This window comes from Paenibacillus ihumii (genome assembly GCF_001403875.1).
In the GTDB taxonomy this organism is placed as follows: domain Bacteria; phylum Bacillota; class Bacilli; order Paenibacillales; family Paenibacillaceae; genus Fontibacillus; species Fontibacillus ihumii.
On sequence record NZ_LN884299.1, the window covers coordinates 1323906 to 1350402 of the forward strand.

General features: G+C 52.8%; 21 protein-coding genes. All 21 read left to right on the forward strand.

The annotated features are described in order from the left end of the window. Positions 1-24 precede the first annotated feature (24 nt). The 21 genes from BN2762_RS13385 (at position 25) to BN2762_RS13485 (ending at position 26295) form a co-directional block, all read left to right on the forward strand. Positions 25-1659 (forward strand): peptide ABC transporter substrate-binding protein, encoded by a 1635-nt coding sequence (locus BN2762_RS13385; protein ID WP_055107457.1) that lies wholly within the window; start codon positions 25-27, stop codon positions 1657-1659. Between the two features lie 179 nt (positions 1660-1838). After that, positions 1839-2771 (forward strand): ABC transporter permease, encoded by a 933-nt coding sequence (locus tag BN2762_RS13390; RefSeq protein WP_055107458.1) that lies wholly within the window; start codon positions 1839-1841, stop codon positions 2769-2771. Positions 2772-2774: 3 nt separating this feature from the next. Further along, positions 2775-3725, forward strand: coding sequence for an ABC transporter permease (locus tag BN2762_RS13395; protein WP_055107459.1), 951 nt, complete (start codon positions 2775-2777; stop codon positions 3723-3725). 11 nt (positions 3726-3736) lie between these two features. Beyond that, positions 3737-4732 (forward strand): ABC transporter ATP-binding protein, encoded by a 996-nt coding sequence (locus BN2762_RS13400; protein ID WP_055107460.1) that lies wholly within the window; start codon positions 3737-3739, stop codon positions 4730-4732. Further along, positions 4723-5667 (forward strand): ABC transporter ATP-binding protein, encoded by a 945-nt coding sequence (locus BN2762_RS13405; RefSeq protein ID WP_187386597.1) that lies wholly within the window; start codon positions 4723-4725, stop codon positions 5665-5667. Before BN2762_RS13400 ends, BN2762_RS13405 begins: the two co-directional genes overlap by 10 nt. A gap of 145 nt (positions 5668-5812) precedes the next feature. Then, positions 5813-7450 (forward strand): bacillithiol biosynthesis cysteine-adding enzyme BshC, encoded by a 1638-nt coding sequence (gene bshC, locus BN2762_RS13410; RefSeq protein ID WP_055107462.1) that lies wholly within the window; start codon positions 5813-5815, stop codon positions 7448-7450. A 51-nt stretch (positions 7451-7501) separates the two neighbouring features. Beyond that, complete coding sequence (locus tag BN2762_RS13415; protein WP_055107463.1) at positions 7502-8770, forward strand: adenosylhomocysteinase; 1269 nt, start codon at positions 7502-7504, stop codon at positions 8768-8770. A 360-nt stretch (positions 8771-9130) separates the two neighbouring features. Next, entirely contained in the window at positions 9131-9568 is a 438-nt protein-coding gene (mraZ, locus tag BN2762_RS13420; RefSeq protein ID WP_055107464.1) for a division/cell wall cluster transcriptional repressor MraZ, read from the forward strand. Positions 9569-9588: 20 nt separating this feature from the next. Then, on the forward strand, positions 9589-10542 hold the full coding sequence (rsmH, locus tag BN2762_RS13425) for a 16S rRNA (cytosine(1402)-N(4))-methyltransferase RsmH (RefSeq protein WP_055107465.1): 954 nt from the start codon (positions 9589-9591) through the stop codon (positions 10540-10542). 22 nt (positions 10543-10564) lie between these two features. Continuing rightward, a complete protein-coding gene (locus BN2762_RS13430; RefSeq protein WP_055107466.1) occupies positions 10565-10993 on the forward strand; it encodes a hypothetical protein in 429 nt (142 codons plus the stop codon). A 21-nt stretch (positions 10994-11014) separates the two neighbouring features. After that, positions 11015-13321 (forward strand): penicillin-binding transpeptidase domain-containing protein, encoded by a 2307-nt coding sequence (locus BN2762_RS13435; RefSeq protein WP_055107467.1) that lies wholly within the window; start codon positions 11015-11017, stop codon positions 13319-13321. A gap of 81 nt (positions 13322-13402) precedes the next feature. Next, the gene (locus BN2762_RS13440; protein ID WP_055107468.1) at positions 13403-15373 is read left to right on the forward strand and encodes a stage V sporulation protein D; all 1971 of its coding nucleotides are present in this window, start codon (positions 13403-13405) and stop codon (positions 15371-15373) included. A gap of 93 nt (positions 15374-15466) precedes the next feature. Next, positions 15467-16957, forward strand: coding sequence for a UDP-N-acetylmuramoyl-L-alanyl-D-glutamate--2,6-diaminopimelate ligase (locus tag BN2762_RS13445; RefSeq protein WP_055107469.1), 1491 nt, complete (start codon positions 15467-15469; stop codon positions 16955-16957). Next, on the forward strand, positions 16957-18354 hold the full coding sequence (locus tag BN2762_RS13450; protein WP_055110020.1) for a UDP-N-acetylmuramoyl-tripeptide--D-alanyl-D-alanine ligase: 1398 nt from the start codon (positions 16957-16959) through the stop codon (positions 18352-18354). Before BN2762_RS13445 ends, BN2762_RS13450 begins: the two co-directional genes overlap by 1 nt. 24 nt (positions 18355-18378) lie before the next feature. Next, a complete protein-coding gene (gene mraY, locus BN2762_RS13455; RefSeq protein ID WP_055107470.1) occupies positions 18379-19344 on the forward strand; it encodes a phospho-N-acetylmuramoyl-pentapeptide-transferase in 966 nt (321 codons plus the stop codon). Between the two features lie 4 nt (positions 19345-19348). Then, a complete protein-coding gene (gene murD, locus BN2762_RS13460) occupies positions 19349-20773 on the forward strand; it encodes a UDP-N-acetylmuramoyl-L-alanine--D-glutamate ligase (protein WP_055107471.1) in 1425 nt (474 codons plus the stop codon). A gap of 49 nt (positions 20774-20822) precedes the next feature. Continuing rightward, positions 20823-21920 carry a stage V sporulation protein E gene (spoVE, locus tag BN2762_RS13465; protein ID WP_055107472.1) on the forward strand — a complete coding sequence of 366 codons (1098 nt, stop codon included), beginning with the start codon at positions 20823-20825 and terminating at the stop codon, positions 21918-21920. Positions 21921-21926: 6 nt separating this feature from the next. Continuing rightward, entirely contained in the window at positions 21927-23045 is a 1119-nt protein-coding gene (gene murG, locus BN2762_RS13470) for an undecaprenyldiphospho-muramoylpentapeptide beta-N-acetylglucosaminyltransferase (RefSeq protein WP_055107473.1), read from the forward strand. A 219-nt stretch (positions 23046-23264) separates the two neighbouring features. Further along, on the forward strand, positions 23265-24170 hold the full coding sequence (gene murB / locus BN2762_RS13475) for a UDP-N-acetylmuramate dehydrogenase (protein WP_055107474.1): 906 nt from the start codon (positions 23265-23267) through the stop codon (positions 24168-24170). Positions 24171-24186: 16 nt separating this feature from the next. Continuing rightward, positions 24187-25467, forward strand: a complete 1281-nt coding sequence (gene murA / locus BN2762_RS13480) for a UDP-N-acetylglucosamine 1-carboxyvinyltransferase (RefSeq protein ID WP_055107475.1) — start codon at positions 24187-24189, stop codon at positions 25465-25467. Between the two features lie 72 nt (positions 25468-25539). Next, positions 25540-26295 (forward strand): cell division protein FtsQ/DivIB, encoded by a 756-nt coding sequence (locus BN2762_RS13485; protein WP_055110022.1) that lies wholly within the window; start codon positions 25540-25542, stop codon positions 26293-26295. Positions 26296-26497 lie beyond the last annotated feature (202 nt).

Genomic DNA, 26497 nt, shown 5'->3' on the forward strand with positions numbered 1-26497 from the left:
AAATTTTAAGGGGGATATTGCTAGATGAAGAAGAAAAAGAGCCTTTTGCTTCTTTTGACACTGGTATTGGCGCTCAGCACGCTGCTAGCTGCCTGCGGATCCAGTCAAAAAGGCGACGACGGAACGTTTAGAGTCAATTTGAGCGCCGAACCTCCAACATTCGACCCTGCCATGGCACAAGATAGCCAAGCCAACACTGTCCTCAAAACGATGTACGAAGGCCTGACCCGAATGAACGAGGATGGACAACCTATTCCGGCCGCAGCGGAAGAATGGGACGTGGACGGCACGAAGTATACATTCAAACTTCGTAAAGATGCGAAATGGAGCAACGGCGACCCTGTAACAGCACATGATTTCGTGTTCGCTTGGGAGCGCGTTCTGAGCCCGGAAACACAACCGGCACCACCTTATGCATATCAACTGTACTACTTGAAAAATGCTCAAGAATATAATGAAGGAAAAATTACCGATTTCAGTCAAGTCGGCGTAAAAGCAGCGGATGACTACACTTTGGAAGTTGAACTCGTAGCACCAACGCCTTATTTCCTTGGATTGACTTCCTTTTATACGTTCTACCCTGTTCACCAATCCGTTAAGGACGATGCGAAATGGGCGGTAGATGCAAACAAAATGATCGTTAATGGCGCGTTTACATTGACAAGTTGGGTTAAAGGCCAAACGATTGAAGTGACTAAGAACGAAAATTATTGGGATAAAGACAACATCAAGTTGAACAAAATCAAAATGTCCCTTGTAAATAGCGGTGCAACCGAGCTTACGAGCTACAGAAACAATGAACTGGATCGTGCAGGACATCCGAACGGTGAAATTCCTACCGATCAGATTCCAGTTGTCCAAAAGGAACTGAAAGACGAGTATAAAGTTCATAACATTGCAAGTACCTACTACTATCAATTCAATTTGACAGCCAAGCCGTTCGATAATGCTAAGATCCGCAAAGCATTCGCCATGTCCATCGATCGTCAAACCATCGTTGACAAGATAACCCTTGGCGGACAAGCTCCAGCATTCGGATTCATTCCTCCACGTATTAACGGGGTAAACGATGAATTCCGCAATGAGAACAAAGATGATTATTTTACGGAAAATGTAGAGGAAGCCAAAAAGCTTCTTGAAGAAGGCATGAAAGAAGAAGGTTACACGACACTGCCTGAAATTACACTGATTTACAACTCTAGCGAAGCCCATAAGAAATTGGCTCTTGCTGTAGCTGATATGTGGAAGAACAATCTTGGCGTTGACGTAAAAACGGAAAACCAAGAGTGGGCCGTGTTTATCGAGAACCGTAAAAATCTGAACTATCAAATTGCACGTGCCGGCTGGAGCGCAGACTATAACGATCCGATGACCTTCATCGATTTGTGGACCTCCAACAGCGGCAACAATGACATTGGCTTCAAGAACGAGGAATACGACAAGCTGGTCGCTGAAACCAAAGTATTGGAAGATAACGTAAAACGTAACGAGAACTTGCGAAAAGCGGAAGAAATCCTCATTAAAGACACCATGGCTATTTTGCCGGTTTACTACTACACGAACGTTGCGGTAGAGAAACCATGGCTCAAAGGCGTATCGCTTGATTTTAGCGGTGCGATCGACTATAGCCGCGCTTACTTTACCGACGAGCGCAAGTAATTTGAATAGCTGCACCGGGATATATATGTAGGTATTCCATATATATCCCGTTTTTTTGTATTCGGTCAGGAAACTTCCAAGAATGACGTACTTATGGCAATTATATTGAATAGACATTGTGAAATAGTTATCCTAAAATCGATTTATGTCGAAAATTATCAAAGGAGGTGCTAACGGGCATGGTTCGTTATATTGCCAATAAGTTTTTTTATATGTTGCTTTCGTTGTTTATTCTAATCTCGGCCACCTTCTTTCTGATGCAAGCAATTCCCGGGGATCCATTAACCTCAGAGAAGCAGGTGCCGCCTGCGATTCAAGAGCGACTTCGTGAACAATTAGGTTTGGATAAGCCCGTTTATCAGCAATATGTTAAATATTTAGGAAACGTCGTTCAAGGGGACTTTGGGATTTCGATGAAGAAGATCAATCAGGATGTCTCTTCCATTATCGGTCAGACGTTCTCCACTTCATTGAAACTCGGATTGGTTGCTATCATCGTAGCTGTTATCGTTGGCGTCTTGCTTGGAATGCTGGCAGCGCTGTATCATCGCAAGCTGATCGATAACGTGGCGATGGTGTTAGCGGTGCTTGGCATTGCTGTGCCCAGCTTCGTCGTAGCCACTCTATTGCAATACGTCTTTGCTTCCAAGCTCGGATGGCTGCCTACGATGGGCTTTAATGGGCCGCTGTTCTATGTCCTGCCGGTTGCCGCGTTGACGGCACAGCCGATCGCGTTCATCGCCCGCTTGACCCGTTCGAGTATGCTGGAGGTGCTGCATGCCGATTACATCAAGACGGCTAAAGCGAAGGGGCTGGGCTGGATGGCCATTCTGTTCCGTCACGTCATTCGCAACGGGATTATGCCGGTTGTCACTTATTTAGGCCCGATGACGGCCAATATCGTTACCGGTTCCGTTGTTATCGAGCAAATTTTCGGAATCGGCGGTATTGGGAAGCAGTTCGTTGAGGCCATTAGCACCCGCGATTATCCGGTCATTATGGGGATTACGATTTTCTATGGAATCCTGCTGATGCTGGCCCGCTTTATTACGGATATCATTTACGTGTTTGTAGATCCCCGCATTAAACTCAATAAAGGAAAGGAGGGGTAACGGATGGATCTAAAACCGATGAAAGCAATGCCGGCCCCTGCTGACCTGAAGCCAGAGGACTTCCGCAAAATCGGTACGGACGAGAAGGAAGCGGAAGTCATTCAGCGTGAAAGTATTTCCGCATGGAAAGATGCCTGGTACCGCTTACGCAGTAATAAGCTGGCGATGGGGGCATTGATCGTTCTGGCGTTAATCACTCTAGCGGCTATTTTTGGCCCGATGATTTCAGAATATAACTATTATTCTAATGATTATGCGAATACCAACTCGCCGCCGTCTGCGGTGCATTGGTTCGGAACCGATGATCTCGGACGTGACATGTTCGTCCGTACCTGGATGGGAGCAAGAATCTCCCTGATCGTAGGCTTGGCCGCTGCTTGTATCGATTTACTGATCGGCGTCATTTACGGCGGCATCATGGGTTATTTCGGCGGTCGTGTAGATGAGATTATGAATAAATTTTCCGAGATTCTCTATTCGATCCCTTATCTTCTGGTAACCATCCTGCTCCTTGTGGTGATGGAGCCGAGTCTGGGTACGATTATTCTGGCTTTAACAATTACCGGATGGATCAATATGTCTTGGATTGTCCGCGGTGAAATCATGCAGCTCAAAAACCGTGAATTCGTTCTTGCTTCCCGTTCTATGGGTGCGGGCTCGGGACGGCTGCTGTTCCGTCACCTGCTGCCGAACGCCGTGGGACCGATTATTGTAACCGTCACGCTGTCCGTGCCAAACGCGATTTTCGCTGAAGCTTTCCTCAGCTTCCTCGGGCTCGGCGTGCAAGCGCCAATCGCCTCGCTCGGTTCGATGATCAGCGATGCGCTTACCGGTTGGTTGTACTATCCATGGCGCATGATGTTCCCGGCCATTCTGATCAGCTTGACCATGCTGTCGTTTAACATTTTCGGCGACGGTCTTCGCGACGCGCTGGATCCAAAACTGAAGAAATAGGAGGTGGAATGATGGAACCAATTTTACAAGTTAAGGATCTGCATGTATCCTTCAAGGTTAAAGGCGGAGAAGTAAAAGCCGTTCGCGGCATGAACTTTGAAATAGGTAAAGGGGAAACGGTTGCTATCGTCGGCGAATCGGGCAGCGGCAAGAGCGTTACAGCCCAAACCGTCATGCGCCTGATTCCGTCCCCTCCATCGATCATTAAGCAGGGTGAAATCCTGTTCCAAGGACAGAATTTGCTCAAGAAAAGCAATAAAGAAATGGAAACGATTCGCGGTAAAGATATTGGCATGATCTTTCAGGATCCGATGACCTCCTTGAATCCGACGATCAGAATCGGCAAGCAAATTACCGAAGTGCTCATCAAACATCAGAATATGTCAGCGGCTGAAGCGAAGGCCCAAGCGATTGAAATGCTGAAGCTTGTCGGCATCAAAAATGCGGAAGCCCGCTTTAATCAATATCCTCATGAATTTTCCGGGGGGATGCGTCAACGCGCAATGATCGCGATCGCGCTGGCTTGCCGGCCGGCCCTGCTGATCGCTGACGAGCCGACGACCGCCCTTGACGTAACGATACAGGCACAAATCATGGATGTCATGAAAGACATGCAGCAGCGTCTCGGTACGTCGATCATTCTGATTACGCATGATCTTGGCGTAGTAGCCGGCATGTGCGATCGTGTAATCGTCATGTATGCGGGGGAAGTCGTGGAAACAGGAACCAAATGGGAGATCTTTAAAAACCCTCAGCATCCTTATACCAAGGGCCTGCTGCGTTCCATGCCGCGTCTGGATCAAAAGAAGGACGAGCCGCTTATTCCGATTATCGGGACTCCTCCAGATTTGATTAAACCGCCGCTGGGCTGCCCGTTTGCCGCCCGCTGCGATCACGCCATGAAGATTTGTGAGCGGATCGATCCTGGAGCTACTGTGTTCAGTGATACGCATACAGCACGGTGCTGGGATTTGCATCCGATGGCGAAGGAGGCGCAATCGTCTTGAAGAAAAATTTAATCGAGGTTGAAGGCTTAAAGAAATACTTCGATGTCGGCAATGGAAATGTGCTTAAGGCCGTCAATGATATCAGCTTCTCTATTGCGGAGGGCGAGACGCTTGGGCTAGTGGGCGAGTCCGGCTGCGGCAAATCGACGGCGGGGCGCACGATCCTTCGTTTGTATGAGCCAACGGCAGGCAGCGTGAAGTTCAACGGCGTAGACATCAGCAAGCTGCCTCCGAAGCAAATGAAGGCGATGCGCCGTGATATGCAGATGATTTTTCAGGATCCGTATGCATCGTTGAACCCGAGATTCACCGTCACGGATATTATCGGCGAGGCGCTGGACATTCATAAGATGGCCGGCAGCCGGACGGAGCGGAAGAGACGGGTGGAAGAACTGCTTGATATGGTCGGCCTCAACCCGGATCACGCGACGCGCTATCCGCATGAATTCTCCGGCGGCCAGCGCCAGCGGATCGGAATAGCCCGTGCCCTGGCTGTCAATCCGAAATTCATTATTTGCGATGAGCCGATCTCCGCTCTGGACGTATCGATCCAGGCCCAGGTCGTTAACCTGCTCAAGGATTTGCAGGATCGCCTGGGATTGACTTACCTGTTCATCGCGCATGACCTCTCCATGGTCAAGCATATCAGCGACAGGGTAGCGGTAATGTATCTGGGCCGCATTGTGGAGCTTGCAGAGAGCGAGGAGCTGTATGCCAATCCAATGCATCCTTATACGAAAACACTTCTGTCCGCTATTCCGATCCCGGATCCGGAGATCGAGGCCAACAAGAAACGCATCCTGCTGGAAGACGACGCCAACGGGCCGATCCAATCGGCTAAAGACGGCGCTTCGAGCGGCGGAGCTTACAATTTGGAGAACTCCGAGCTTGTGGAGGTGTCCAAAGGACACTGGGTATCCATGCCAAAGAAATAGCGAGCAGAGACAAGCTCTCTCAGCGGCGCATTGCGCTGCTGGGAGAGCTTTTTTCTCCATTTAACAGAATCGCTTTGACGGGGAAGGAGTACATTCGGTACAATCGAATGGAGGTTTCCGATAAGAACAGGAGGATATGAACCTGATGAACGTTGTTCAAGAGCCTTTACAATCCGGTCAGCCGCTCGCAGAGTCTTATGTATCGGACTATCAGAGAGTGGAGCGCTTCTATGGCGGAAATCCGGCGGACGAGCGGAGCTGGATGGCCAGACTGCAGTGGCTGGATCAGACGGAGCGCTTGCGGGCTGAGCGGAAGGAAGTTGTCGACCGGCTTCGCCAATATAATGAACGGTTTAATCCGGACGCCGCTGTAGCGGAAGCGTTGAACAAGCTGGAACAGCCGGGAACCGCAGTGATCGCTGGCGGACAGCAAAGCGGACTGTTTACAGGGCCCTTGCTTGTCATATATAAAGCAATAACCATCATCAAGGCCGCGGAGCAGGCTTCATCCATGCTGGGCAGAGATGTTGTGCCGGTGTTCTGGATCGCCGGCGAGGATCATGACTGGGATGAGGTGAACCATACATATGTCCTCTCCCCCGATCTAGAAATCAGCCGCATTCGCATTCCGCGCGAAGAGGGCCCCAGAGGTCCGGTCAGCCAGACCCCGGTCAGCGAGGAAGAGTGGAGCAGTGCCGCCAGGGAGCTGGAGCAACTGCTGCCGGATAGTGAATTCAAGGGGGATTTGCTGCAGCATTTGCGGGATGCCTTGAACGCATCCGCTTCGTTGACCGAAGCCTTCGCAAGATTGCTGGGGGCCTGGTTCGGCAAGTACGGGCTAGTCCTGCTAGATTCTGCGGATCCAGCACTGCGCCGGCTGGAGATGCCGATGTTTGAAGCGATGATCCGAAGCAATGATGAGCTGGAATCGGCTTATCAGGCTGCATCCAGAGAAATTGCTGCAAAGGGCTATCTTCCGCAGGCGGAGGTGGCCGAGGGTGGAGCAAATCTGTTCTACATTTCGCAGGGAGAACGCTTGCTGCTGTTTAAGAGGGACGGTCGTTACGTCGATCGCAAAGGCTCGGTTGCCTTCACCCCTGATCAGCTTATCGCCGAGCTGCACAGTCATCCCGAGCGGTTCAGCAACAACGTGCTGACCCGCCCGGTGATGCAGGATTACCTGCTTCCCGTACTCGGCAGTGTGCTGGGCAACGGGGAAATCGCATACTGGGGCCTTACGGGGCAGGCGTTCGAGCAGCTTGGGCTGCGAATGCCCATCCTGCTGCCGCGGATGTCGTTTACGATCGTGGACGGGACGCTGCAGAAGCATATGGACAAATATGGGCTGGCATGGGAAGATGTAATGGATCCTGCCGCATTCGGAAGGATTAAGGCCGAATGGCTGAGACGCCAGGATAAGCTGCGCCTGGATGAACAGTTCGAGGAGATGAAGCAGGCCTTCGCCGGCATGTATGATCCGCTGTTGGAGCAGCTAGCCAGCGTTGAGAAGGGGCTGCTTAAGCTTGGCGATACGAACAAAGCTAAAATCATCGCGCAGATTGACTTCATGCAGGCGCGTGTCAAGGATGCGCTGGCAAGAAGCAATGAAGCTGGACTGCGCCAGTTTGACCGGATTGAATTGTCCCTATTTCCGCAGCATAAGCCGCAGGAACGGGTCTTCAATATTTTTGCCTATATCAATCGCTACGGATTCGATTGGATCGACCGTTTGATGGAGGTTCCGTACGAGTTGATGGGGCAGCATAGAATGATCTATGCATAGTGGCAGTTCAGCAATCAAAATCATATTTTTGAATATTGGGAGGTTACTGCATTGACGACGAAAGCGATTCAGAATAGTGTCATTACTGACTTGAAGCTGGCCCCGGAGGGTCACTTGAAAATCGACTGGGTTGAAGCTCATATGCCGGTGCTCAGCCGGATCCGCAAGCAATTTGAGCAGGAGCAGCCCTTCAAAGGCTTGAAGGTGGCTATATCTCTGCACCTGGAGGCCAAAACCGCTTATCTGGCCAAGGTGGTGCAAGCGGGCGGAGCTGAGGTTACCATTACGGGAAGCAACCCGCTCTCCACACAGGATGATGTGTGCGCCGCGCTTGTCGAGGATGGCGTGACGGTATTCGCGAAGTACAATCCCGATCCTAAGGAATATAAAGAGCTGATGATCCGCGCCCTGGAGAACAAGCCGGATCTAATTATCGACGATGGAGGCGATTTGGTCAGCATTCTGCATTCTGAGCGTCCCGACCTGCTGGATAACGTACGCGGCGGAGCGGAAGAGACGACCACGGGCATTCTGCGCCTTAAAGCGATGGATAAGGAAGGCCAGCTGAAGTTCCCGATGGTAGCGGTAAACGATGCTTACTGCAAGTACTTGTTCGACAATCGTTACGGGACGGGCCAATCGGTATGGGATGGCATCAACCGGACGACGAACCTCGTCGTTGCCGGCAAAACGGTCGTTGTCGTCGGCTACGGCTGGTGCGGCAAAGGGGTAGCGATGCGGGCCAAGGGCCTCGGAGCCAACGTAATCGTGACCGAGATTGACGCCATCAAAGCGGTCGAGGCTTACATGGACGGGTTCCATGTCATGCCGATGATCGAGGCGGCCAAGGTAGGTGATTTCTTCGTTACCGTGACAGGCAACCGCGACGTGATTCGCGGAGAGCACTATGATGTCATGAAGGACGGGGCAATCCTGGCCAATGCGGGACATTTCGACGTCGAGGTGAATAAGCCGGAGCTGGAGGAGCGCTCCACTTCCGTGCGCACGGTTAGACGCAACATTGAGGAATATCAACTGAAGGACGGGCGCAAAATGTATATCTTGGCAGAAGGCCGGCTGGTAAACCTGGCAGCAGGTGATGGACACCCTGCCGAAATTATGGATATGACCTTCGCGCTCCAAGCCTTGTCCTTGAAATACGTGAACGAGCGTTATAAAGAAATCGGCGCTGCGGTCGTTAACGTGCCGTATGAATTGGATGAACAGGTAGCCCGCTACAAGCTGGAGAGCCTCGGAATCGGAATTGATCAGCTGACCGAAGAGCAGCGCGCTTATTTGGATAGCTGGCAGGAGCATTAAGAAATAAGCCAGATTCACATATTTGGATGATTTATGGAAAAAGCAGCCCGGGAATCCAATTTCCCGGCTGCTTTTTTTGCGTGCTCAGAAACAGAGATTGCTGTATCGGGTCTTTTATCCTTCTTTCAGCAAAGTGCATCTTAAAATCAAAATAATAGGACTTTAGTCCCTTTGTCAATGCACTTAATACCTAACTATTTTATGTAAAAGCTGGCATAATTCAAGGGTTCGTAAAAATAGTTGTCTGCTATAAAAAATAATTTGCTTTATAGGAGGATTTTGCGCTAGAATGCAGAATAACTAGTCATGAGTGGTGGAAAGTGGTGCAAAGTGGGGGAAAGAGGTAAGGAGTGACGTTCAATGTTTATGGGGGAGTTCCAACATAGCATTGATGACAAGGGCCGGATTATTATACCGGCTAAATTTCGTGATCTCCTCGGAGCCTCTTTTGTTGTTACCCGCGGTTTGGACCAGTGCCTCTTTGTATATCCGATGCAGGAATGGGCCGTGCTGGAGCAGAAGCTCAAAGCCCTCCCGCTGATGAAGTCCGACGCGCGCGCGTTTACCCGGTTTTTTTTCTCGGGTGCGACAGAATGCGAGTGGGACAAACAGGGAAGGGTAAATTTACCGGGAAATTTACGGCAGTACGCCAAGCTGGAGAAGGATTGCGTTGTGCTCGGTGTGTCGAACCGTGTTGAAATTTGGAGCCGCGACACCTGGGAGCAATATTTCCAGCAATCGGAGGACACCTTCAATGACATTGCAGAGAAGCTTGTTGATTTTGACTTTGATTTGTAGACGGTCTGGAGGGCTGCAGCTTGTTTCATCACATCACAGTGCTTAAGGAAGAGGCGACAGAAGGGCTGCGCATCAAGCCGAATGGTATTTATGTAGATTGTACCTTGGGAGGCGGCGGGCACAGCTCGGTAATTCTGTCCAAGCTCGGAGCCGAAGGCAGGCTGATCGCCTTTGATCAGGATGACTGGGCGCATGAGCATGCCAGAGCCAATTTGTCTTCCTACGCGGAGCGCTTGACCTTGGTACGAAGCAATTTTCGATATTTGCAGGATAAGCTGTCCGAATTGGATGGGGTGCCTAAGAAGGATGGAGTGCCGCAGGTGGATGGAATCCTGTTCGATTTAGGCGTGTCCTCTCCCCAGTTTGACGAGGGTGAGCGGGGCTTCAGCTACAATGCGGATGCGCCGCTGGATATGCGTATGGATCAGACAGCGGACCTGACCGCCAGAGAGATCGTCAATGAATGGCCGGAGCGTGAGCTCGCGCGCATCTTGTTTCAATACGGCGAAGAGAAATTTTCGAGGCGGATCGCGAAGGTGATTGCCGAGAAGCGGGCCGAGCATCCGATCGAAACAACAGGCCAGCTGGTCGAACTGATTAAAGAGGGGATCCCGGCGGCCGCGAGAAGGACCGGCGGACACCCGGCCAAACGGAGCTTTCAGGCGCTGCGGATCGCTGTCAATGACGAATTGGGCGCCTTCGAGGATGGCCTGCATGCGGCCATTCGCTGCCTGGCACCGGGCGGAAGAGTTTCGGTGATCACTTTTCACTCGTTGGAGGACCGAATTTGCAAGCAGATTTTTGCGAAATATGTCGAGAGATGTACATGCCCGCCGGATTTTCCAATGTGCGTTTGCGGAGGGAAGGGAGAACTCAAGCTGGTTAACCGGAAGCCGATGGTTCCTTCAGAGCAGGAATTGGTCGATAATCCCCGGGCGCGTTCTGCGAAGCTGCGCGTAGCGGAGAAATTGTAATCTTTAGCGGAGGAAAATTGATATGGCCTATACACGGGGTAATTTGGCAGTAAAGGAAAAAGCTCAAGAACGAGGCTACCAGTCGCAGCGTTATCGCGAAACGACGAAGGTTGTCACCCGCAGATCTGCACTCCCCGTCCGGGAGAAGCTGCTGTATATGTTCACGGTCGTGTTCTGTGTAGCCGTGATGGGCGGACTGCTGTGGCAAAATGCCAATCTTTATAGTATCAAGCGGGAAATGTACAATTTGAATTCCGACATGCAGACGCTGAACGCCGAGATGAACGAGCTGATGATTCAGAAGGAGAAGCTTGAAGAGCAAATTCCTCAGGAAGCCGCTAAGCTGGGTTACACGGAATCCAACGAGGAAGGGTTCCATGTGCAAATTTCGACGGAGTCTGGAAGCAAAGCTGGGGATTCGGGAGATGCCGCTAGGGTTGCCCGGAAATAAAGACTTAAAGAGGTTCTAGCCATGATCAAAAGAATCAAACTGCGGACGCTGCTTATAGGGGGAATTATTACCCTCTTTTTTGCTGTCTTGATGGGTAAAGTGTTTTGGATTCAGGTGGTAGAGGCGGATTTCTGGCAAGCCCATGCCGAAAAGGTATGGTCCAAGAAAAAGGTCATTCCGGCCAGCCGCGGCAAAATAACGGATCGAAACGGGGACATCCTCGCGGTAGATGCTCCCGCCTATACCGTGGCGATCAATCCCAAGCTGATTCAGGAGATCGGCATCCAGGAAGATATCATTAAGGGGCTTCATAGCATTCTCGGGAAGAAAGAGGATGAGCTGCGCGAATTGGTAAACGCCAAAAATGAGAACGGCGAGTATTACCGGCAAAGAGAAGTGCGCCGAGAGGGCTGGAAGGTCGATCAGGACGTGAAAGAGCAGGTCGAGAAGCTGAGAGATGACCTGATGAAGAAGCATGAACGGGAAGATGTTGGCATTATTCTCATCAAGGAGCAGAAGCGCTATTATCCGAAGAATAGTCTGGCGTCGCATATTCTCGGGTATGTCAACCGCGAGGGCGAGGCTGTACAGGGGACAGGCATCGAGGCTTATTACGACGAGATGCTCAAAGGCCAGGACGGCTCCTTGGAATATAAGAGCGACGGCCGCGGAATCGAGATCCCAAAGGCAAGCGAAATCTATACGCCGGTGAAAAATGGTAAGGATTTACGGCTGACGATTGACTATACGATCCAGTATTATATCGAAGAGGCGATGAAGGAGGCTTTCGCTGAGCTCAAGCCTATCAGTATGACGGTCATTGCCGCAGATCCTAATACGATGGAGATATTAGGCATGGCCAACATGCCGACCTACAATCCGAATGAATATTGGAAGGGCGTCGATCAGAAGAACTTCTATAACCATGCGATTAAATCCGTTTATGAACCGGGCTCGACGTTCAAGATCGTAACGCTGGCGGGTGCGGTTGAGGAAGGAATGTTCGACCCGGACGATAGCTTCATGTCCGGAAGTATTCGCGTGCCGGGACAGACGATTCATGACGTGAAGCGTTCCGGCTGGGGGGCTATATCGTATCTTGAAGGTGTCAAGCGCTCCAGTAACGTTGCTTTTGTCAAGCTTGGCTACGAGAAGCTGGGGCCGGAGCTGCTTAAGCAGTATGTCGACGATTTCGGCTTTGGCCAGAAGACGGGCATTGAGCTGCCCGGCGAGGCAAAGGGTATGGTTAATCCGGTGTACAAAGCCGACTATGCTGCCATGTCATACGGGCACGGCACGCTGCTCGTAACCCCGATTCAGCAGTTGACTGCAGTAGCGGCGGTCGCTAATGGCGGCAAATTGATGGAACCGCATATCGTCAAATCCGTTACCGATCCTCATACTGGGGAGACGGTGAATACACAGCCGAAGGTCGTTCGTCAGGTCATATCGACGGAGAAGGCGAAGGAAGTGAGCGGCTACTTGGAACAGGTCGTCTCGGATCTCAAGATCGGGACCGGCCGCCACGCCTATATCGAAGGCTACCGTATCGCCGGCAAGACGGGAACCGCGGTCAAGCCGGCCAAGGGCGGCGGATATGATTATAAGAAGCAGGTCGTGTCTTTTGCCGGCTACGCTCCTGTAGATGATCCGAAGATTGCTATTCTCGTTCTCATTGACGAACCGAGCAATTCCGAGCTTGGCGGAGGCACTGCCGCAGGCCCGGTAGTCAAGAAGATTCTCAATCAAGTGCTGCAGTACATGGGAGTACCGAAGCAGCCTGCTCAGGCGTCCAGCACGGCCGTTTCCTCTACGAGCAGTTTGAAGGCTCCGGATCTGGGCGGGCTGCCTGTCCAAGATGCCAAGAATTTGCTTGCGGGCAAGGGCATCTCCTATGCTACTCTCGGGAACGGAAGCGAGGTTGTGTCTCAATTCCCGAAGGCAGGCAGCTATATAAAGTCCGGTCAGCATATGTACATTTTGACGGAAGAAGGCCGGAATTTGAACATCCCTAATGTAAGAGGACAATCACTGCGCGATGCTATGGAGCTTCTGTCGGTGCTTCAGGTGTCGGTAAAAACGGCAGGAGAGGGATATGTCGTGGATCAGCAGGTGACGGAGGTTCGAGGCCAAAGGCAGGTGTCGCTGGTGCTTGAGCCTATCCGTGAGGAAGAAGCGCAGGAAGAGGCAGAAGAGGAGCAGGCAGCTTCCGATGGGGACGGCGCCGCTGACGAGACACCTTCGAACTCTGATTCAAACTTAGACTCAGAAGCTTCGAACTCGGACTCGAACCCAGATTCATCTGAATCCGGCAGTTCGTCCCCATAGCTTGTTCTAACCCCTGTTTGTCCTGAATAGTCATGATAGCAGTATGATCATGTCTTAGAGGACGAACAGGGAGGGCAATCTATGAAAGTATCCAAAGTTACCGTCAGGCGAAGACTGCTGCTGTTGCTGATGCTGCTGGTTCTGTTATTTGCGGCCCTGGTCATAAGGCTAGCTTACGTTCAATTGGGGCAAGGCGCAGAGCTGTCGGCCAAAGCGGAGGACTCCTGGCGCCGCAATATCCCTTTTTCAGCTAAACGCGGGGAAATCAGCGATCGTAACGGGGTTACACTCGCTTATAATATAACGACGCCGACCGTGATGGCGATTCCGGTGCAGATTAAGTCCCCGGAGGCTACGGCTCGCAGCTTGGCGCCTCTGCTCGGGATGAGCGAAGAACAGATTCTGAAGACGATCACGAAGCGACAATCGATAGTGAGGCTGCAGCCCGGCGGACGCAAAATTACGATGGAAAAAGGACAGCAAATTCGTGATTTGGCTCTCCCGGGTATTGTTGTTGCTGAGGATAACAAAAGGTATTATCCTTATGGAGGGCTTGCCTCGCATATTCTCGGTTTCACCGGAAGCTATAATCAGGGCCTTACCGGTATCGAGCAAAAATACGACAGCAAGCTTAGCGGAATGAGTGGCAGTATCTCGTATTTATCCGATGCGGGCGGCCGGCTGATGCCGGGCTCGTCGGAGAAATACGTGGAGCCGAAGGATGGGCTTAATTTACAGCTGACGATTGACAAGACGATCCAGAGCATTATGGAGCGGGAGCTCGATCAGGCGATGGCCAGATTGCAGGCGAATTCAGCGATCTCCATCGCCATGAATCCCAATAACGGTGAAATATTAGCCATGGCGGCGCGCCCCGGTTATGACCCGGGAAATTATCAGGAGTATGCCGCCGAGGTGTATAATCGAAATCTGCCGATCTGGATGACCTATGAGCCGGGCTCGACGTTCAAGATCATCACGCTTGCAGCGGCTCTCGAGGAGAAGAAGGTAAATCTTAACGAAGGTTTTTTCGATCCAGGCTATATTAAAGTAGCCGGCGCTTCGCTGCGCTGCTGGAAGAGAGGCGGCCACGGCAGTCAAACCTTCCTTCAGGTCGTGGAGAATTCCTGTAACCCCGGCTTTGTTACGCTAGGACAAAGGCTTGGCAAGGAGACCCTGTTCAAATATATCAAGGACTTTGGATTTGGCAGCAAGACGGGGATCGATCTGAGCGGGGAAGAGAACGGCATCCTGTTCAAGCTCTCCCAGGTCGGTCCGGTGGAGCTGGCCACGACCTCCTTCGGCCAAGGGGTATCGGTCACCCCGATTCAGCAGATCACTGCTGTATCAGCAGCCATAAACGGCGGGAAGCTGTATAAGCCTCATGTAACGAAGTCATGGACCAATCCGGATACCGGACAGGTTGTCGATGAGGTCAAGCCTACCGTCGTTCGGCAGGTCATTTCCGAGGAGACCTCGAAGCAGGTGAGAAGCGCGCTGGAGAGCGTCGTGGCCAACGGAACGGGGGGCAATGCTTTTATCGACGGCTACCGGGTCGGCGGAAAGACGGGAACAGCGCAGAAGGTCGTGAATGGGCGTTATTCGACAAGCGAGCACATCGTCTCGTTTATCGGCTTTGCCCCTGCCGATGATCCGCAAATCGTCGTTTACACTGCCGTTGACAACCCGCAGGGAATTCAATTCGGAGGTGTCGTGGCGGCGCCGATCGTCCGGAATATTTTAACCGATGCTCTGGAATACATGGAAGTTCCTCCGCGGAAGGATCAGGTGGCTAAAAAGTATAAATATGGGGAAACGAAGATCGTAACTGTACCGGATTTAATCGGCCATAGCGTACAAGAAATTTATGAGGATTTGAACATGAACTTTTCCCTCGCTAAATCGGGGGTAGGCGATATCGTCATTAATCAGGCGCCGAAGCCGGGCACGAGGGTAGAGAGCGGCTCAACGATCCGGATTTATATGGGGAAGGAATCGGAGGCCGGGATCGAGCATGACCATAGCGGAAACGAGCATGAACACAGTGAATAATATTCCTGATAAGCGATAGTCTTGGTGATAATATTATGGATGGTTCATTTTTAATTAGGATATCGACGTAACCATTTGACGGAGGGGTCTTAAATGCTGCTATCAGAACTGGCTACATATTTAATTGCATCTAGAATACACGGCGACGGCGGAACGGCTTGCCAGGGCATCGCCATCGATTCAAGGCAGGTGCAGGCTGGAGACCTGTTCGTCTGCCTGCCGGGACATACGGTGGATGGGCATGATTTCGCTCCGCAGGCCGCAGAGCGGGGTGCTGCTGCGCTTGTTGTAGAACGGCATTTGGAGCATATCGGCCTGCCGCAGCTTGAAGTGGGCGACAGCAGGCTGGCGATGGCGATTTTGGGCAATGTATTCTATCGCATGCCAAGCAAGCGGCTGAAGGTCATCGGAGTGACGGGGACGAATGGAAAGACGACGACGACATATCTCATCGATCGCATCTTGGCGGATCAGGGCATCAATACGGGCTTGATCGGGACTATCGAGCGCAAATACGCAGGGCAAGCCTTTCCGATGCCGAGAACGACGCCGGAGTCGCTGGATCTGCAGCGGTATTTGGATGAAATGACGCAGAGCGGCGTGGATTATTGCGTCATGGAGGTATCTTCGCATGCGCTTGAGCAGGGAAGGGTCAAAGGGACGAGATTCCGTACGGCGGTCTTCACGAATCTGACGCAGGATCATTTGGACTATCACCATACAATGGAGGAGTATCGCGCCGCCAAGGGGCTGTTCTTCTCCCGGCTGGGGAATACCTATGAAGAGGATCCCGGGCTCCGGAGCTATGCGGTGCTGAACGCAGACGACCCGGCTTCGGCTTATTTCGCGAAGCAAACGGCAGCGGAGGTCATCACCTACGGCGTCGAGAACCCGGCGGATATCCGGGCAACGGACATTTCTATCACGGCCAGGGGAACTTCCTTTCATGTTGATACGTTTCAGGGCAGCACCGACGTAGCGCTTCGAATGGTAGGCAAATTCAACGTTTACAATGCCCTGGCGGCCATTGCCGCAGCCCTGCTGGAGGGTGTTCCGCTGAATCGTATCAAAGAAAGCCTGGAAGCTCTCAAGGGAGTTGACGGACGGGTTGAGGCCGTGGATGAAGGCCAGCCGTTCGCCGTTATCGTCGATTATGCCCATACGCCGGACGGTCTCGAGAACGTGCTGCGCACAGTTTCGGAGTTTGCAGTAGGACGGGTAATTTGCGTATTCGGCTGCGGCGGGGACCGGGACCGGATGAAGCGGCCGATCATGGGAAGAATAGCTGCCCGTTACGCGCAGCATGTCATCGTCACGTCCGACAATCCCCGCACGGAGGATCCAGTGGCTATCCTGAGCGATATTGCGACCGGGCTGGAGGAGGACAAAGTGCCAAAAGAGCGCTACGAGCTTATTGCCGATCGCCGGGAAGCCATCCAAAAGGCTATTGAAATGGCAAGCAGTGAAGATGTAGTATTGATTGCGGGGAAAGGTCATGAGACCTATCAACTGATCGGAACAGCGGTGTACGATTTCGATGATCGGATCGTTGCCAAAGAAGCGATAAGGGGCTTGAGCAAGTGATAAAGAGAAATTTGAGCGAAATAGCGGCGATGTGCGGCGGGGAACTCCGCAGGCCGGAAGACGCTGATTTGAAAATACAAGGTGTAACGACGGATTCCCGCAGCATCTCGAAGGGCTGCTTGTTTATTCCGCTTGCAGGCGAGCGGTTTGACGGACATGATTTTGCCGCGGATTGCCTGGCGGCGGGAGCCGATGCCGTGTTATGGGACAAAGCCAAGGGCAATCCCCCGGGGCCGGCCGTTATCGTGAAGGACACGCTGGTGGCCCTGCAGCAGCTCGCGCACAGCTATCTGAAAGAGAGCGGAGCTAGAGTTGTAGGCATTACCGGAAGCAATGGCAAAACGACGACCAAGGATATCGTATTTTCCCTGCTGTCGACCACCTTCAACGTGCATAAGACGCAAGGAAATTTCAATAATCATATCGGCCTGCCGCTGACGATTCTCGCCATGCCAGAGGATGCGGAAATTGCCGTGCTGGAGATGGGGATGAGCGGGCGGCATGAAATCGAGCTGCTCTCGAAGCTCGCCGAGCCGGAGGTGGCGGTTATCACCAACATCGGCGAGGCCCATTTGATGCAGTTGGGCTCCAGGCTGGAAATCGCCCGGGCCAAGCTGGAAATACTGGCAGGGCTGAAATCCGGGGGCACGCTGATCTATGACGGCGATGAGCCGCTGATTCCAGAGGTGCTCCGGGAGCCAGACACGCTGAAGCCGGAGAGCTTTCATACGGCGACCTTCGGCCTGCAGCCGCATAATGACGATTATCCGGTCGGCTTAATGTTCCTTGAGGATGGCACCGTGTTTACGTCCAGCGCCGGAGGGGGCGAGCCGCTTCATCTGCCGCTGCTGGGACAGCACAACGTCGTTAACGGCCTTGCGGCCATCGCCGTAGCCCGCTATTTCGGCGTGACGGAGGCGGCCATCAAGGAAGGGCTGTCCCGGATCCAGCTGACGGGCATGCGGATTGAGGTTGTGAAGGGCCGCAGCGGAATTACGATTTTGAATGATGCTTACAATGCAAGCCCTACGGCCATGAAGGCGGCTATCGGCGTACTCGAGAACATGAAGGGTTACCGCTGCAAAGTTGCCGTATTGGGCGACATGCTGGAGCTAGGGGAGACTGAGGGCGATTTGCACCGGGAGGTGGGCGCCTTCTTGAAGGGCGGCAAGATAGACCGGCTGTTCACCTATGGGACGCTGGGCGAGAAGATTGCAGAAGGCGCCGCAGAGCATCTGGACCCACAGAGTATTCATGCATATACTGATAAAGCTGAGCTCATAGCGGGGCTGCTGGACGTACTGCATCCCGGGGATGTCGTTCTCGTCAAGGCGTCCCGGGGAATGCGGCTCGAGGAAGTCGTCGAAGCTGTGAAAAACAGCGACTTACATCAATAATACCGGCTATAAGGGGGTGATCCCATGGATTTTGGACTTATATTGCTAACAATCGGAGTGTCCTTCATACTTGCTGTCATTCTGGCTCCGCTGCTTATCCCGCTTTTGCGGCGGTTGAAATTCGGCCAGCAGATTCGCGGCGAAGGACCGCAGAGCCATCAGAAGAAGGCGGGGACGCCGACGATGGGCGGTATCGTCATTATTTTAGCTTTTGCACTGGCGTTCCTGAAATTCTCGGTCGTTAATACGGATTTTTACGTGCTGCTCGTAGCTACACTTGGATTCGGTCTGGTCGGCTTTCTGGATGATTACATTAAAATTGTATTCAAACGCTCCTTGGGACTAACGCCTAGACAGAAGCTGTTCGGACAGCTCCTGTTCGCCGGCATCGTCTGCGTCCTGTTGATTTCCGAGGGGCACAGCACCGCGCTGGGCATTCCGGGCACGAAAGTCTCCTTCGATTGGGGAGGCTGGTTCTATTATCCTTTCATTATTCTAATGATGCTGGCGATCAGCAACGCGGTGAATTTCACCGATGGACTTGACGGCCTGCTGTCGGGCGTGAGCGCTATTGCCTTCGGTGCGTATGCCGTGATTGCGATGCAGGCGACATCCATCCCGGCGGCGGTCTGCGCAGCGGCGATGATTGGCGCTGTACTGGGCTTTCTCGTCTTCAATGCCCACCCGGCAAAAGTATTTATGGGAGATACCGGATCGCTCGGGATCGGGGGCGCTATCGCTGCTATTGCAATCATCACGAAGAGCGAGCTTCTGTTTCTCGTCATCGGCGGGGTCTTCGTTATTGAGATGCTGTCCGTCGTGCTGCAGGTCATTTCCTTCAAAACTCGCGGCAAACGAATTTTCAAAATGAGTCCGATTCACCACCATTTCGAACTGTCGGGCTGGTCGGAGTGGCGTGTCGTCGTTACTTTCTGGGCCGTCGGCTTGCTGCTCGCAGGGATTGGACTTTATTTAAACAAGGGGTTGTAAAATCATGAAGCATCCAGAACAATACCGGGGGCGGCAGGTCGTCGTCCTGGGCCTGGCCAAAAGCGGCGTTCAAGTGGCCAAAACCCTCCATCGCCATGGGGCGATCGTAACCGTAAACGACAAGAAGGACAGAGATCTATGTCCCGAAGCTTCTGAATTAGAGGCTTTGGGAATTTCTGTTCTATGCGGGGGACATCCGGACGAGCTGATACATCAAGGGATTGAACTGGTCGTAAAGAACCCAGGCATTCCCTACAGTGCACCGCCCGTCGTCCAAGCGTCCCGGCTTGGCATTGACGTCGTAACCGAGGTTGAGGTCGCCTTCCACTTGTGCGCGGCGCCGATGATCGGCATTACGGGCTCCAACGGGAAGACCACGACGACGACCTGGATCGGCAGCTTGCTGCAATCGGCCGGACTGAACCCGATCGTTGCAGGCAATATCGGAACGCCGCTCTGCGAGGCTGCCGAGAAAGCCCGCGCGGACAACTGGATGGTCGCGGAGCTGAGCAGCTTCCAGCTCAAGGGAACGCAGCAGTTTCGGCCTACAATCGGCGTGCTGCTCAATGTCGCTGAGACGCATCTGGATTACCACGGCTCGATGGAGGATTACATTTCCTCCAAGGCCAAGCTGTTTGCCAATCAGACGGAATCGGACACAGCGGTTATCAACTGGGACGATCCGGTATGCCGGGGGCTTGTCCCTTATATATCGGCTAGACTTGTCCCGTTCTCTATGTCGGAGCGCCTGATGTCGGAAGGAGTCTACATTGAGCCTCCGTATCTGCCTAATGAGACGGACGGGGGACCAAGAACGGCGGTCTACCGAGACTCAGACGGGTCTGTCATCGATATTATTCGCGTGGACGAGATCGGCCTGCCTGGACGCTTCAATGTGGAGAATGCACTTGCTGCTATAGCTGCCTGCCTTGCTGCAGGAGCCAGCCCGGATCAGCTAATCGAACAGTTGCGAGCGTTCCGCGGCGTGGAGCACCGTCTGGAGCATGTTGCTGTTAAAGAGGGCGTGGCCTACTATAATAATTCGAAGGCTACCAATTCCAAGGCGACAACAATGGCGATCGAGGCGCTGGATGCGCCGATCGTGCTCATTGCCGGCGGGCTGGATCGCGGCTCTGATTATATGGAGCTGGTTCCTGTATTTCGGAACAAGGTCAAAGCCGTCGTGGCGCTGGGAGAGACGAAGGAGAAAATAGCCCGCATTGCTGAGCTTGCCGGATTATCGGACGCCCTGCTTGTCGATACTGAAGACAATGCCGCCGAGACGCTGCGTACCGCTACTCGCAAGGCTGCCGCTCTAGCGGAGCCGGGGGATATCGTTCTGCTATCGCCAGCCTGTGCAAGCTGGGATATGTTTGCTTCTTACGAGGAACGGGGACGCATTTTTAAAGAGGCGGTGCATACCCTTTAAGTAGGGGGGTGGAAAAGCCCCTACTTTCGGTTAAGAGGTGGCTTCCACGATGGGCAAAAATCGCATGGCACCGGATTTCTGGTTAATGTCCAGCATTTTGGGACTGTTGTCTATAGGGCTTGTAATGGTATATAGCGCGGGCTCCGTTCTCGCTTTTCATGATTACGGCGATTCGTTCTATTTCGTCAAGCGGCAGCTTCTGTTCGCCGTGCTTGGTCTGGTGGCCATGTTCTTCATGATGAACCTGGATTACCGCCATCTCCGCAAGTATGCGAAGATCGGCCTGCTGGTCTGCTTCGCCCTGCTCGTCATCGTGCTTGTTCCCGGAATCGGCGTGGTGCGCGGCGGAGCGAGAAGCTGGCTCGGCATTAGTTCTTTCGGCATTCAGCCCTCCGAGTTCATGAAGCTCGGCATGATTCTGTTTCTCTCTTATTGGCTTAGCAAGGAAGATTACAAGATTACGATATTTACAAGGGGGCTGCTGCCTCCGCTGGCCGTCATGGGGCTTGCATTCGGTCTTATCATGCTGCAGCCGGATTTAGGCACCGGTACGGTCATGATGGGCGCATCTCTGCTGATCGTATTTACCGCTGGGGCGAGAATCAAGCATTTGGCCGGACTGGCCGCGATCGGCGTGATCGGTTTCGTCGGACTCATACTAGCTGCGCCGTACCGTCTGCAGCGGATTACCGCTTTTCTTGACCCGTGGTCCGACCCGCTTGGCGCCGGGTATCAAATCATTCAATCGCTCTATGCAATCGGTCCTGGCGGACTAGCTGGCCTGGGGCTCGGGATGAGCCGCCAGAAATACAGTTATGTTCCCGAGCCGCAGACGGATTTCATTTTTTCTATTCTGGCCGAGGAGCTCGGCTTTATCGGCGGATTGCTGGTTCTTCTTCTGTTTCTTGTATTGGTATGGAGGGGCATGAGAGTGGCGATGACAGTAGAAGACAGCTTCGGAAGCTTGCTTGCCGTCGGCATTGTCGGTATGGTAGCTGTACAGGTTGTCATCAATATCGGCGTCGTCATCGGTCTCATGCCTGTCACGGGCATCACCCTGCCGCTGATCAGCTACGGAGGCTCGTCGCTTACGCTAATGCTGACAGCGTTAGGTATTTTATTGAACTTATCCCGTTATGCGAGGTGAATATGTATGCGCGTCGTGCTTAGCGGCGGCGGGACGGGAGGGCATATTTATCCCGCTCTGGCAATCGCGAATCAATGCGGTGCGGAATACCCTGATTCCGAGTTTTTATATATTGGCGGCGAAAGGGGGCTGGAGAGCTCCCTGGTGCCCAAAGAGAATATACCTTTTAAAGCTATTAATATCACCGGCTTTCGCCGGAAGCTGTCGTTTGACAATGTCAAGACGATTATGCGTTTTCTGAAGGGCGTGCGTACTTCCAAGCGAATGCTGCGTGAATTCAAGCCGGATGTGGTCATCGGCACGGGAGGCTACGTCTGCGGACCGGTCGTCTATGCGGCGGCTAAGCTAGGCATTCCGAGCATTATTCATGAGCAGAATGCCGTTCCCGGGCTGACGAACCGCTTCTTGAGCAAATACGTATCGACGGTGGCCGTCAGCTTCGAGGGGTCAGGCGCTGCCTTTCCAGCGGCGAAGAAGATTCTGTATACCGGAAATCCTCGGGCCACGACTGTTTTTGAGGCGGATAAAAACAAGGGATATGCTTCATTAGGACTCCCTCCGAACAGCCTGATTGTTCTCGTTGTGGGAGGAAGCCGCGGGGCGAAGGCGATTAACGACGCGATGGTGGACATGTCGCCTTCTGTCAGCAGGCTGGAGCATATTTCTTTTATTTATGTTACCGGTGAAAGCTACTATGAAACTACGAAGTCGAATATCCTTGCGAGAGTCGGTGAAATGCCTGGAAATTTACGGGTACTGCCTTATGTGCACAACATGCCTGAGGTGCTGGCCAGCACCTCGCTGATTGTGAACCGGGCGGGCGCATCCTTCCTGGCGGAGATTACCGCGCTGGGGATTCCGTCTATCCTGATCCCGTCGCCGAACGTAACGAACAATCATCAGGAGAAGAATGCCAGATCGTTGGAGAAGGCCGGAGCGGCCGAGGTGATTTCCGAGCCGGAGCTTAGCGGCGGCTCATTGTTCGCAGCGATCGAACGCATCATGACGGACGGGTCCCTTCACCGATCGATGTCGGCGGCTGCGAGGAAGCTCGGCAAGCCGGAATCGGCACATTTGATCGTGGAGGAAATGCGGCGCCTCGTTCGCAGTCAAGGAACACGCTAGAGCTCTGCCGGAGGCTGGGCCTTTGTCACACTCTTACTTATGGGGGCATAAGATACCATATAAATCGTGACAATCCATGCGGCGAACGGCAGGAATAACGCTACCCTGCGCCGTTTCCGCGAACCCTGCAGCCGGTGGACGATATTACGGATGGAACCGATCATCGGACGGCCTGATACCGGACGGGATTCGGCATGTTAGTCAAGGAGGGATTTTCAGATGCAGCAGTGGATATCGAAATTGTCGGAGCAGGAAGTAGGCACGGTCTTGCCCAACGAGCCGATGTCGAAGTACACGACATGGAAAATAGGAGGGCCGGCCGATGCGCTGATCGTCCCGGAAAATAAGCAGCAGCTGGCCAATTTGATCCGCCGGCTTTACGAAGAACAGATTCCTTGGTTAATGGTAGGAAAGGGCTCCAACATGCTCGTATCCGATAGGGGCATTAGGGGTGCGGTTATCAAGCTGGGCAGGGGAATGGAGCAGATCCAATTTCGGGGAACCGAGGTCGAAGCGGGGGGAGGCGCCTCGTTCGTTAGACTGAGCATTATGGCGGGGAAAGAAGGCATGACCGGACTGGAATTTGCTGGGGGTATTCCAGGAACCGTTGGTGGAGCCGTATATATGAACGCCGGCGCTCACGGGTCTGATGTGTCACGCATATTTAAATCCGCTGAAATTGTTCTGGAGACGGGTGAGTTGGTAACTTACAATGCTCGGGATATGGAATTTGCATACCGCCATTCCATCCTGCACGGGAGCCGAGGCGTGGTGGCCAATGCCATCTTCACCCTGGAGGAGGGGGATCGCCTGGAGATCGCGGCTGCCATGGCTACTTATAAGGATCGCCGGCGGAAGACCCAGCCGCTTCAGCAGCCCTGCGCGGGCAGCGTGTTCCGCAATCCTGCAGGGGATCACGCGGCCAGGCTGATCGAAGCGGCGGGACTCAAGGGGCGGACTATAGGCGGCGCGCAAATATCCGAGCTGCATGCCAATTTCATTGTCAATACGGGGCAAGCGACAGCAGAGGACGTTCTCGCGCTCATGGAGCTGATCAAAGACACCATTGCCACCAAATATGATATCGCTCTGGTGCCTGAGGTTTACTTCGTGGGTGAACGGTAAACTCGGAGGTGATACATTGGACAAATTGGTGATTGAAGGCGGGAGACCCCTATCAGGAACCATCCAAATCCATGGTGCTAAAAATGCCGCACTGCCTATTTTGGCGGCCAGCCTGCTGTCTGAAGGGGCGGTGCAACTTCGAAATGTTCCTCGTTTGCTCGATATTGATGTTATGCTTGGCATTTTGAGCCGACTAGGCTGCAAAACGGTTCATAAGGGCGACACCGTCATGGTCGACGCCAGCGGCGCAGATTCCAGCCATGTGCCGGAGGATTTGATGAAGCAGATGCGCTCTTCCATTTTTCTGATGGGCCCGCTGCTTGCGAGATTCAAGGAGGTATGCATATACCAGCCCGGCGGCTGCGCGATCGGTGAACGGAAAATCGATTTGCATTTGCGGGGATTACAGGCTCTTGGAGCCGTTATCGAGGAGCATGATCAACAAATATGGTGCAGGGCGAGCAGGCTTGTGGGCAGCGACATCCATCTGGATTTCCCGAGTGTGGGCGCTACGGAAAATATTATGATGGCTGCCGCGCTGGCTGAAGGCACGACCGTCATTACGAATGCGGCACGGGAGCCCGAAATTCAGGATCTGCAAAATTTCCTTAACGCGATGGGTGCAAGTATTATGGGAGCGGGTACTGATACGATTACAATAAAGGGTGTAACTCGTCTCTATCCCTGCGATTACGAGATCATTCCCGACCGGATTGTGGCTGGAACGGCGCTGATTGCCGCGGCTGCAACGAGAGGGACGATTACACTGACGCACTGCAATCCATCCCACCTGGTCTCGCTGCTGCATGTGCTGCGCCGGGCCGGTGTTCAAATCAGTACCTGCAATGATATAATAACGGTAAGCGGGGTAGGCCGCCTTAAAGCGGTAGAACGGATCGTAACCTCGCCGTACCCTTCCTTTCCCACCGACCTGCAGTCCCAGGTCATGGTATTGTTATCTTTGGCGGATGGCGTAAGCCTGATGAAAGAGACGGTTTTTGAAGGCCGATTCAAGCATGTCGATGAATTGGTAAGGATGGGTGCAGATATTTCCGTGGACATGAATGCAGCGATTATCCGCGGCGTGCCGAGATTGTATGGCGCTACTGTGGAAGCGACGGATTTGAGAGCCGGTGCCGCACTCGTGATAGCCGGATTGGCCGCGCAAGGCAAGACGGTCGTTGAGCAGGTGTACCATATTGACCGTGGATATGATCGAATAGAAGTGATGTTTCAGCGGCTGGGAGGCATCGTAAGCCGGGATGCTCCTGTCCTGAAGCAGCTGGATCTAGCCTGATGATGCCTTGAACTATCCCCTCCGCAGGAGGGGATAAAGGCTTTGTACATTACAATATATCGGAGAAATGTTATGTCTAAAGCCAATATGCCAGTGTTGAAGCAACCAAAACCGAAGAAGAGAAGCAGCAAGAAAGTCGCCGGGATATTGATTCTGTTGTTCTTGGCTTTGCTCGCGGTGCTTTTTTTTCGTTCCTCGCTGAGTAAAATATCCAGCATTACCTTTGAAGGCAGCTCTTACACGTCTGATGAGGTGTTGCTGGAAGTCAGCGGCTTGAAGCTAGGCGCTCCGTTCTTCGGGACAAGTTCCGAAACGATTGCCAAGCGGATGACGAAGATTCCATCCGTCGAGTCGGCGGAGGTGGACAAGTCCTTCCCCGGAGGGATAACGATCCGGATTAAGGAGCACCCGCTCGCAGCTTACGAGCTAAGTGTGGACGAGGGGTTGAAGGGCCTGCTTGCAAACGGGACTAAAATCCCACTGGGGATCGGCTCCATGCCGATGGAGAGGCCGATCCTGACGGGATGGAAAGATGATGATCCCTATTTGGCCAAGCTCTGTGAGGTACTGGCTCAAATTCCGGATGACCAGGTCTCTGATATTTCGGAGATTGTCCCGTCGCCCACCGTGTCCTACCCCGACCGGGTCAAGCTGTACACGGGCTCTAAATTCGAGGTGGTAACGGCCATTTCTTTGCTCCCGGCAAAGCTGGAATATTTGAACTCTATTCTGGAGTCCCAGGATCCCGGCACGCTGACCTTGCTGGAGGCCGACTCATATATCCCTTACGAGCCGGAGGGAGAGCAAAATGACACTACTCATAAGTAAAAATTAATGGTAAAATACATTTTATGGGCTAGTTTTTACAGTGGCCTTTTTTCTAAATCCACAACTTGGACAAAAAGGACTACAAACCTATTCTATCGTTACCTTTATCCTACTTTATGCAAAAGATGGAATTCAAAAATATTGTAGAAAAAAGAGGGAAAGGTCAAACGGTGTTGAATATGTAAAGAGTGCATTTAATTAG

Coding starts and splice junctions, on each gene's coding strand:
- BN2762_RS13385 (WP_055107457.1), top strand. CDS start 25: ATGAAGAAGAAAAAGAGCCTTTTGCTTCTTTTGACACTGGTATTGGCG.
- BN2762_RS13390 (WP_055107458.1), top strand. CDS start 1,839: ATGGTTCGTTATATTGCCAATAAGTTTTTTTATATGTTGCTTTCGTTG.
- BN2762_RS13395 (WP_055107459.1), top strand. CDS start 2,775: ATGGATCTAAAACCGATGAAAGCAATGCCGGCCCCTGCTGACCTGAAG.
- BN2762_RS13400 (WP_055107460.1), top strand. CDS start 3,737: ATGGAACCAATTTTACAAGTTAAGGATCTGCATGTATCCTTCAAGGTT.
- bshC (WP_055107462.1), top strand. CDS start 5,813: ATGAACGTTGTTCAAGAGCCTTTACAATCCGGTCAGCCGCTCGCAGAG.
- mraZ (WP_055107464.1), top strand. CDS start 9,131: ATGTTTATGGGGGAGTTCCAACATAGCATTGATGACAAGGGCCGGATT.
- BN2762_RS13430 (WP_055107466.1), top strand. CDS start 10,565: ATGGCCTATACACGGGGTAATTTGGCAGTAAAGGAAAAAGCTCAAGAA.
- BN2762_RS13435 (WP_055107467.1), top strand. CDS start 11,015: ATGATCAAAAGAATCAAACTGCGGACGCTGCTTATAGGGGGAATTATT.
- BN2762_RS13440 (WP_055107468.1), top strand. CDS start 13,403: ATGAAAGTATCCAAAGTTACCGTCAGGCGAAGACTGCTGCTGTTGCTG.
- BN2762_RS13445 (WP_055107469.1), top strand. CDS start 15,467: ATGCTGCTATCAGAACTGGCTACATATTTAATTGCATCTAGAATACAC.
- mraY (WP_055107470.1), top strand. CDS start 18,379: ATGGATTTTGGACTTATATTGCTAACAATCGGAGTGTCCTTCATACTT.
- murD (WP_055107471.1), top strand. CDS start 19,349: ATGAAGCATCCAGAACAATACCGGGGGCGGCAGGTCGTCGTCCTGGGC.
- spoVE (WP_055107472.1), top strand. CDS start 20,823: ATGGGCAAAAATCGCATGGCACCGGATTTCTGGTTAATGTCCAGCATT.
- murG (WP_055107473.1), top strand. CDS start 21,927: ATGCGCGTCGTGCTTAGCGGCGGCGGGACGGGAGGGCATATTTATCCC.
- murB (WP_055107474.1), top strand. CDS start 23,265: ATGCAGCAGTGGATATCGAAATTGTCGGAGCAGGAAGTAGGCACGGTC.
- BN2762_RS13485 (WP_055110022.1), top strand. CDS start 25,540: ATGTCTAAAGCCAATATGCCAGTGTTGAAGCAACCAAAACCGAAGAAG.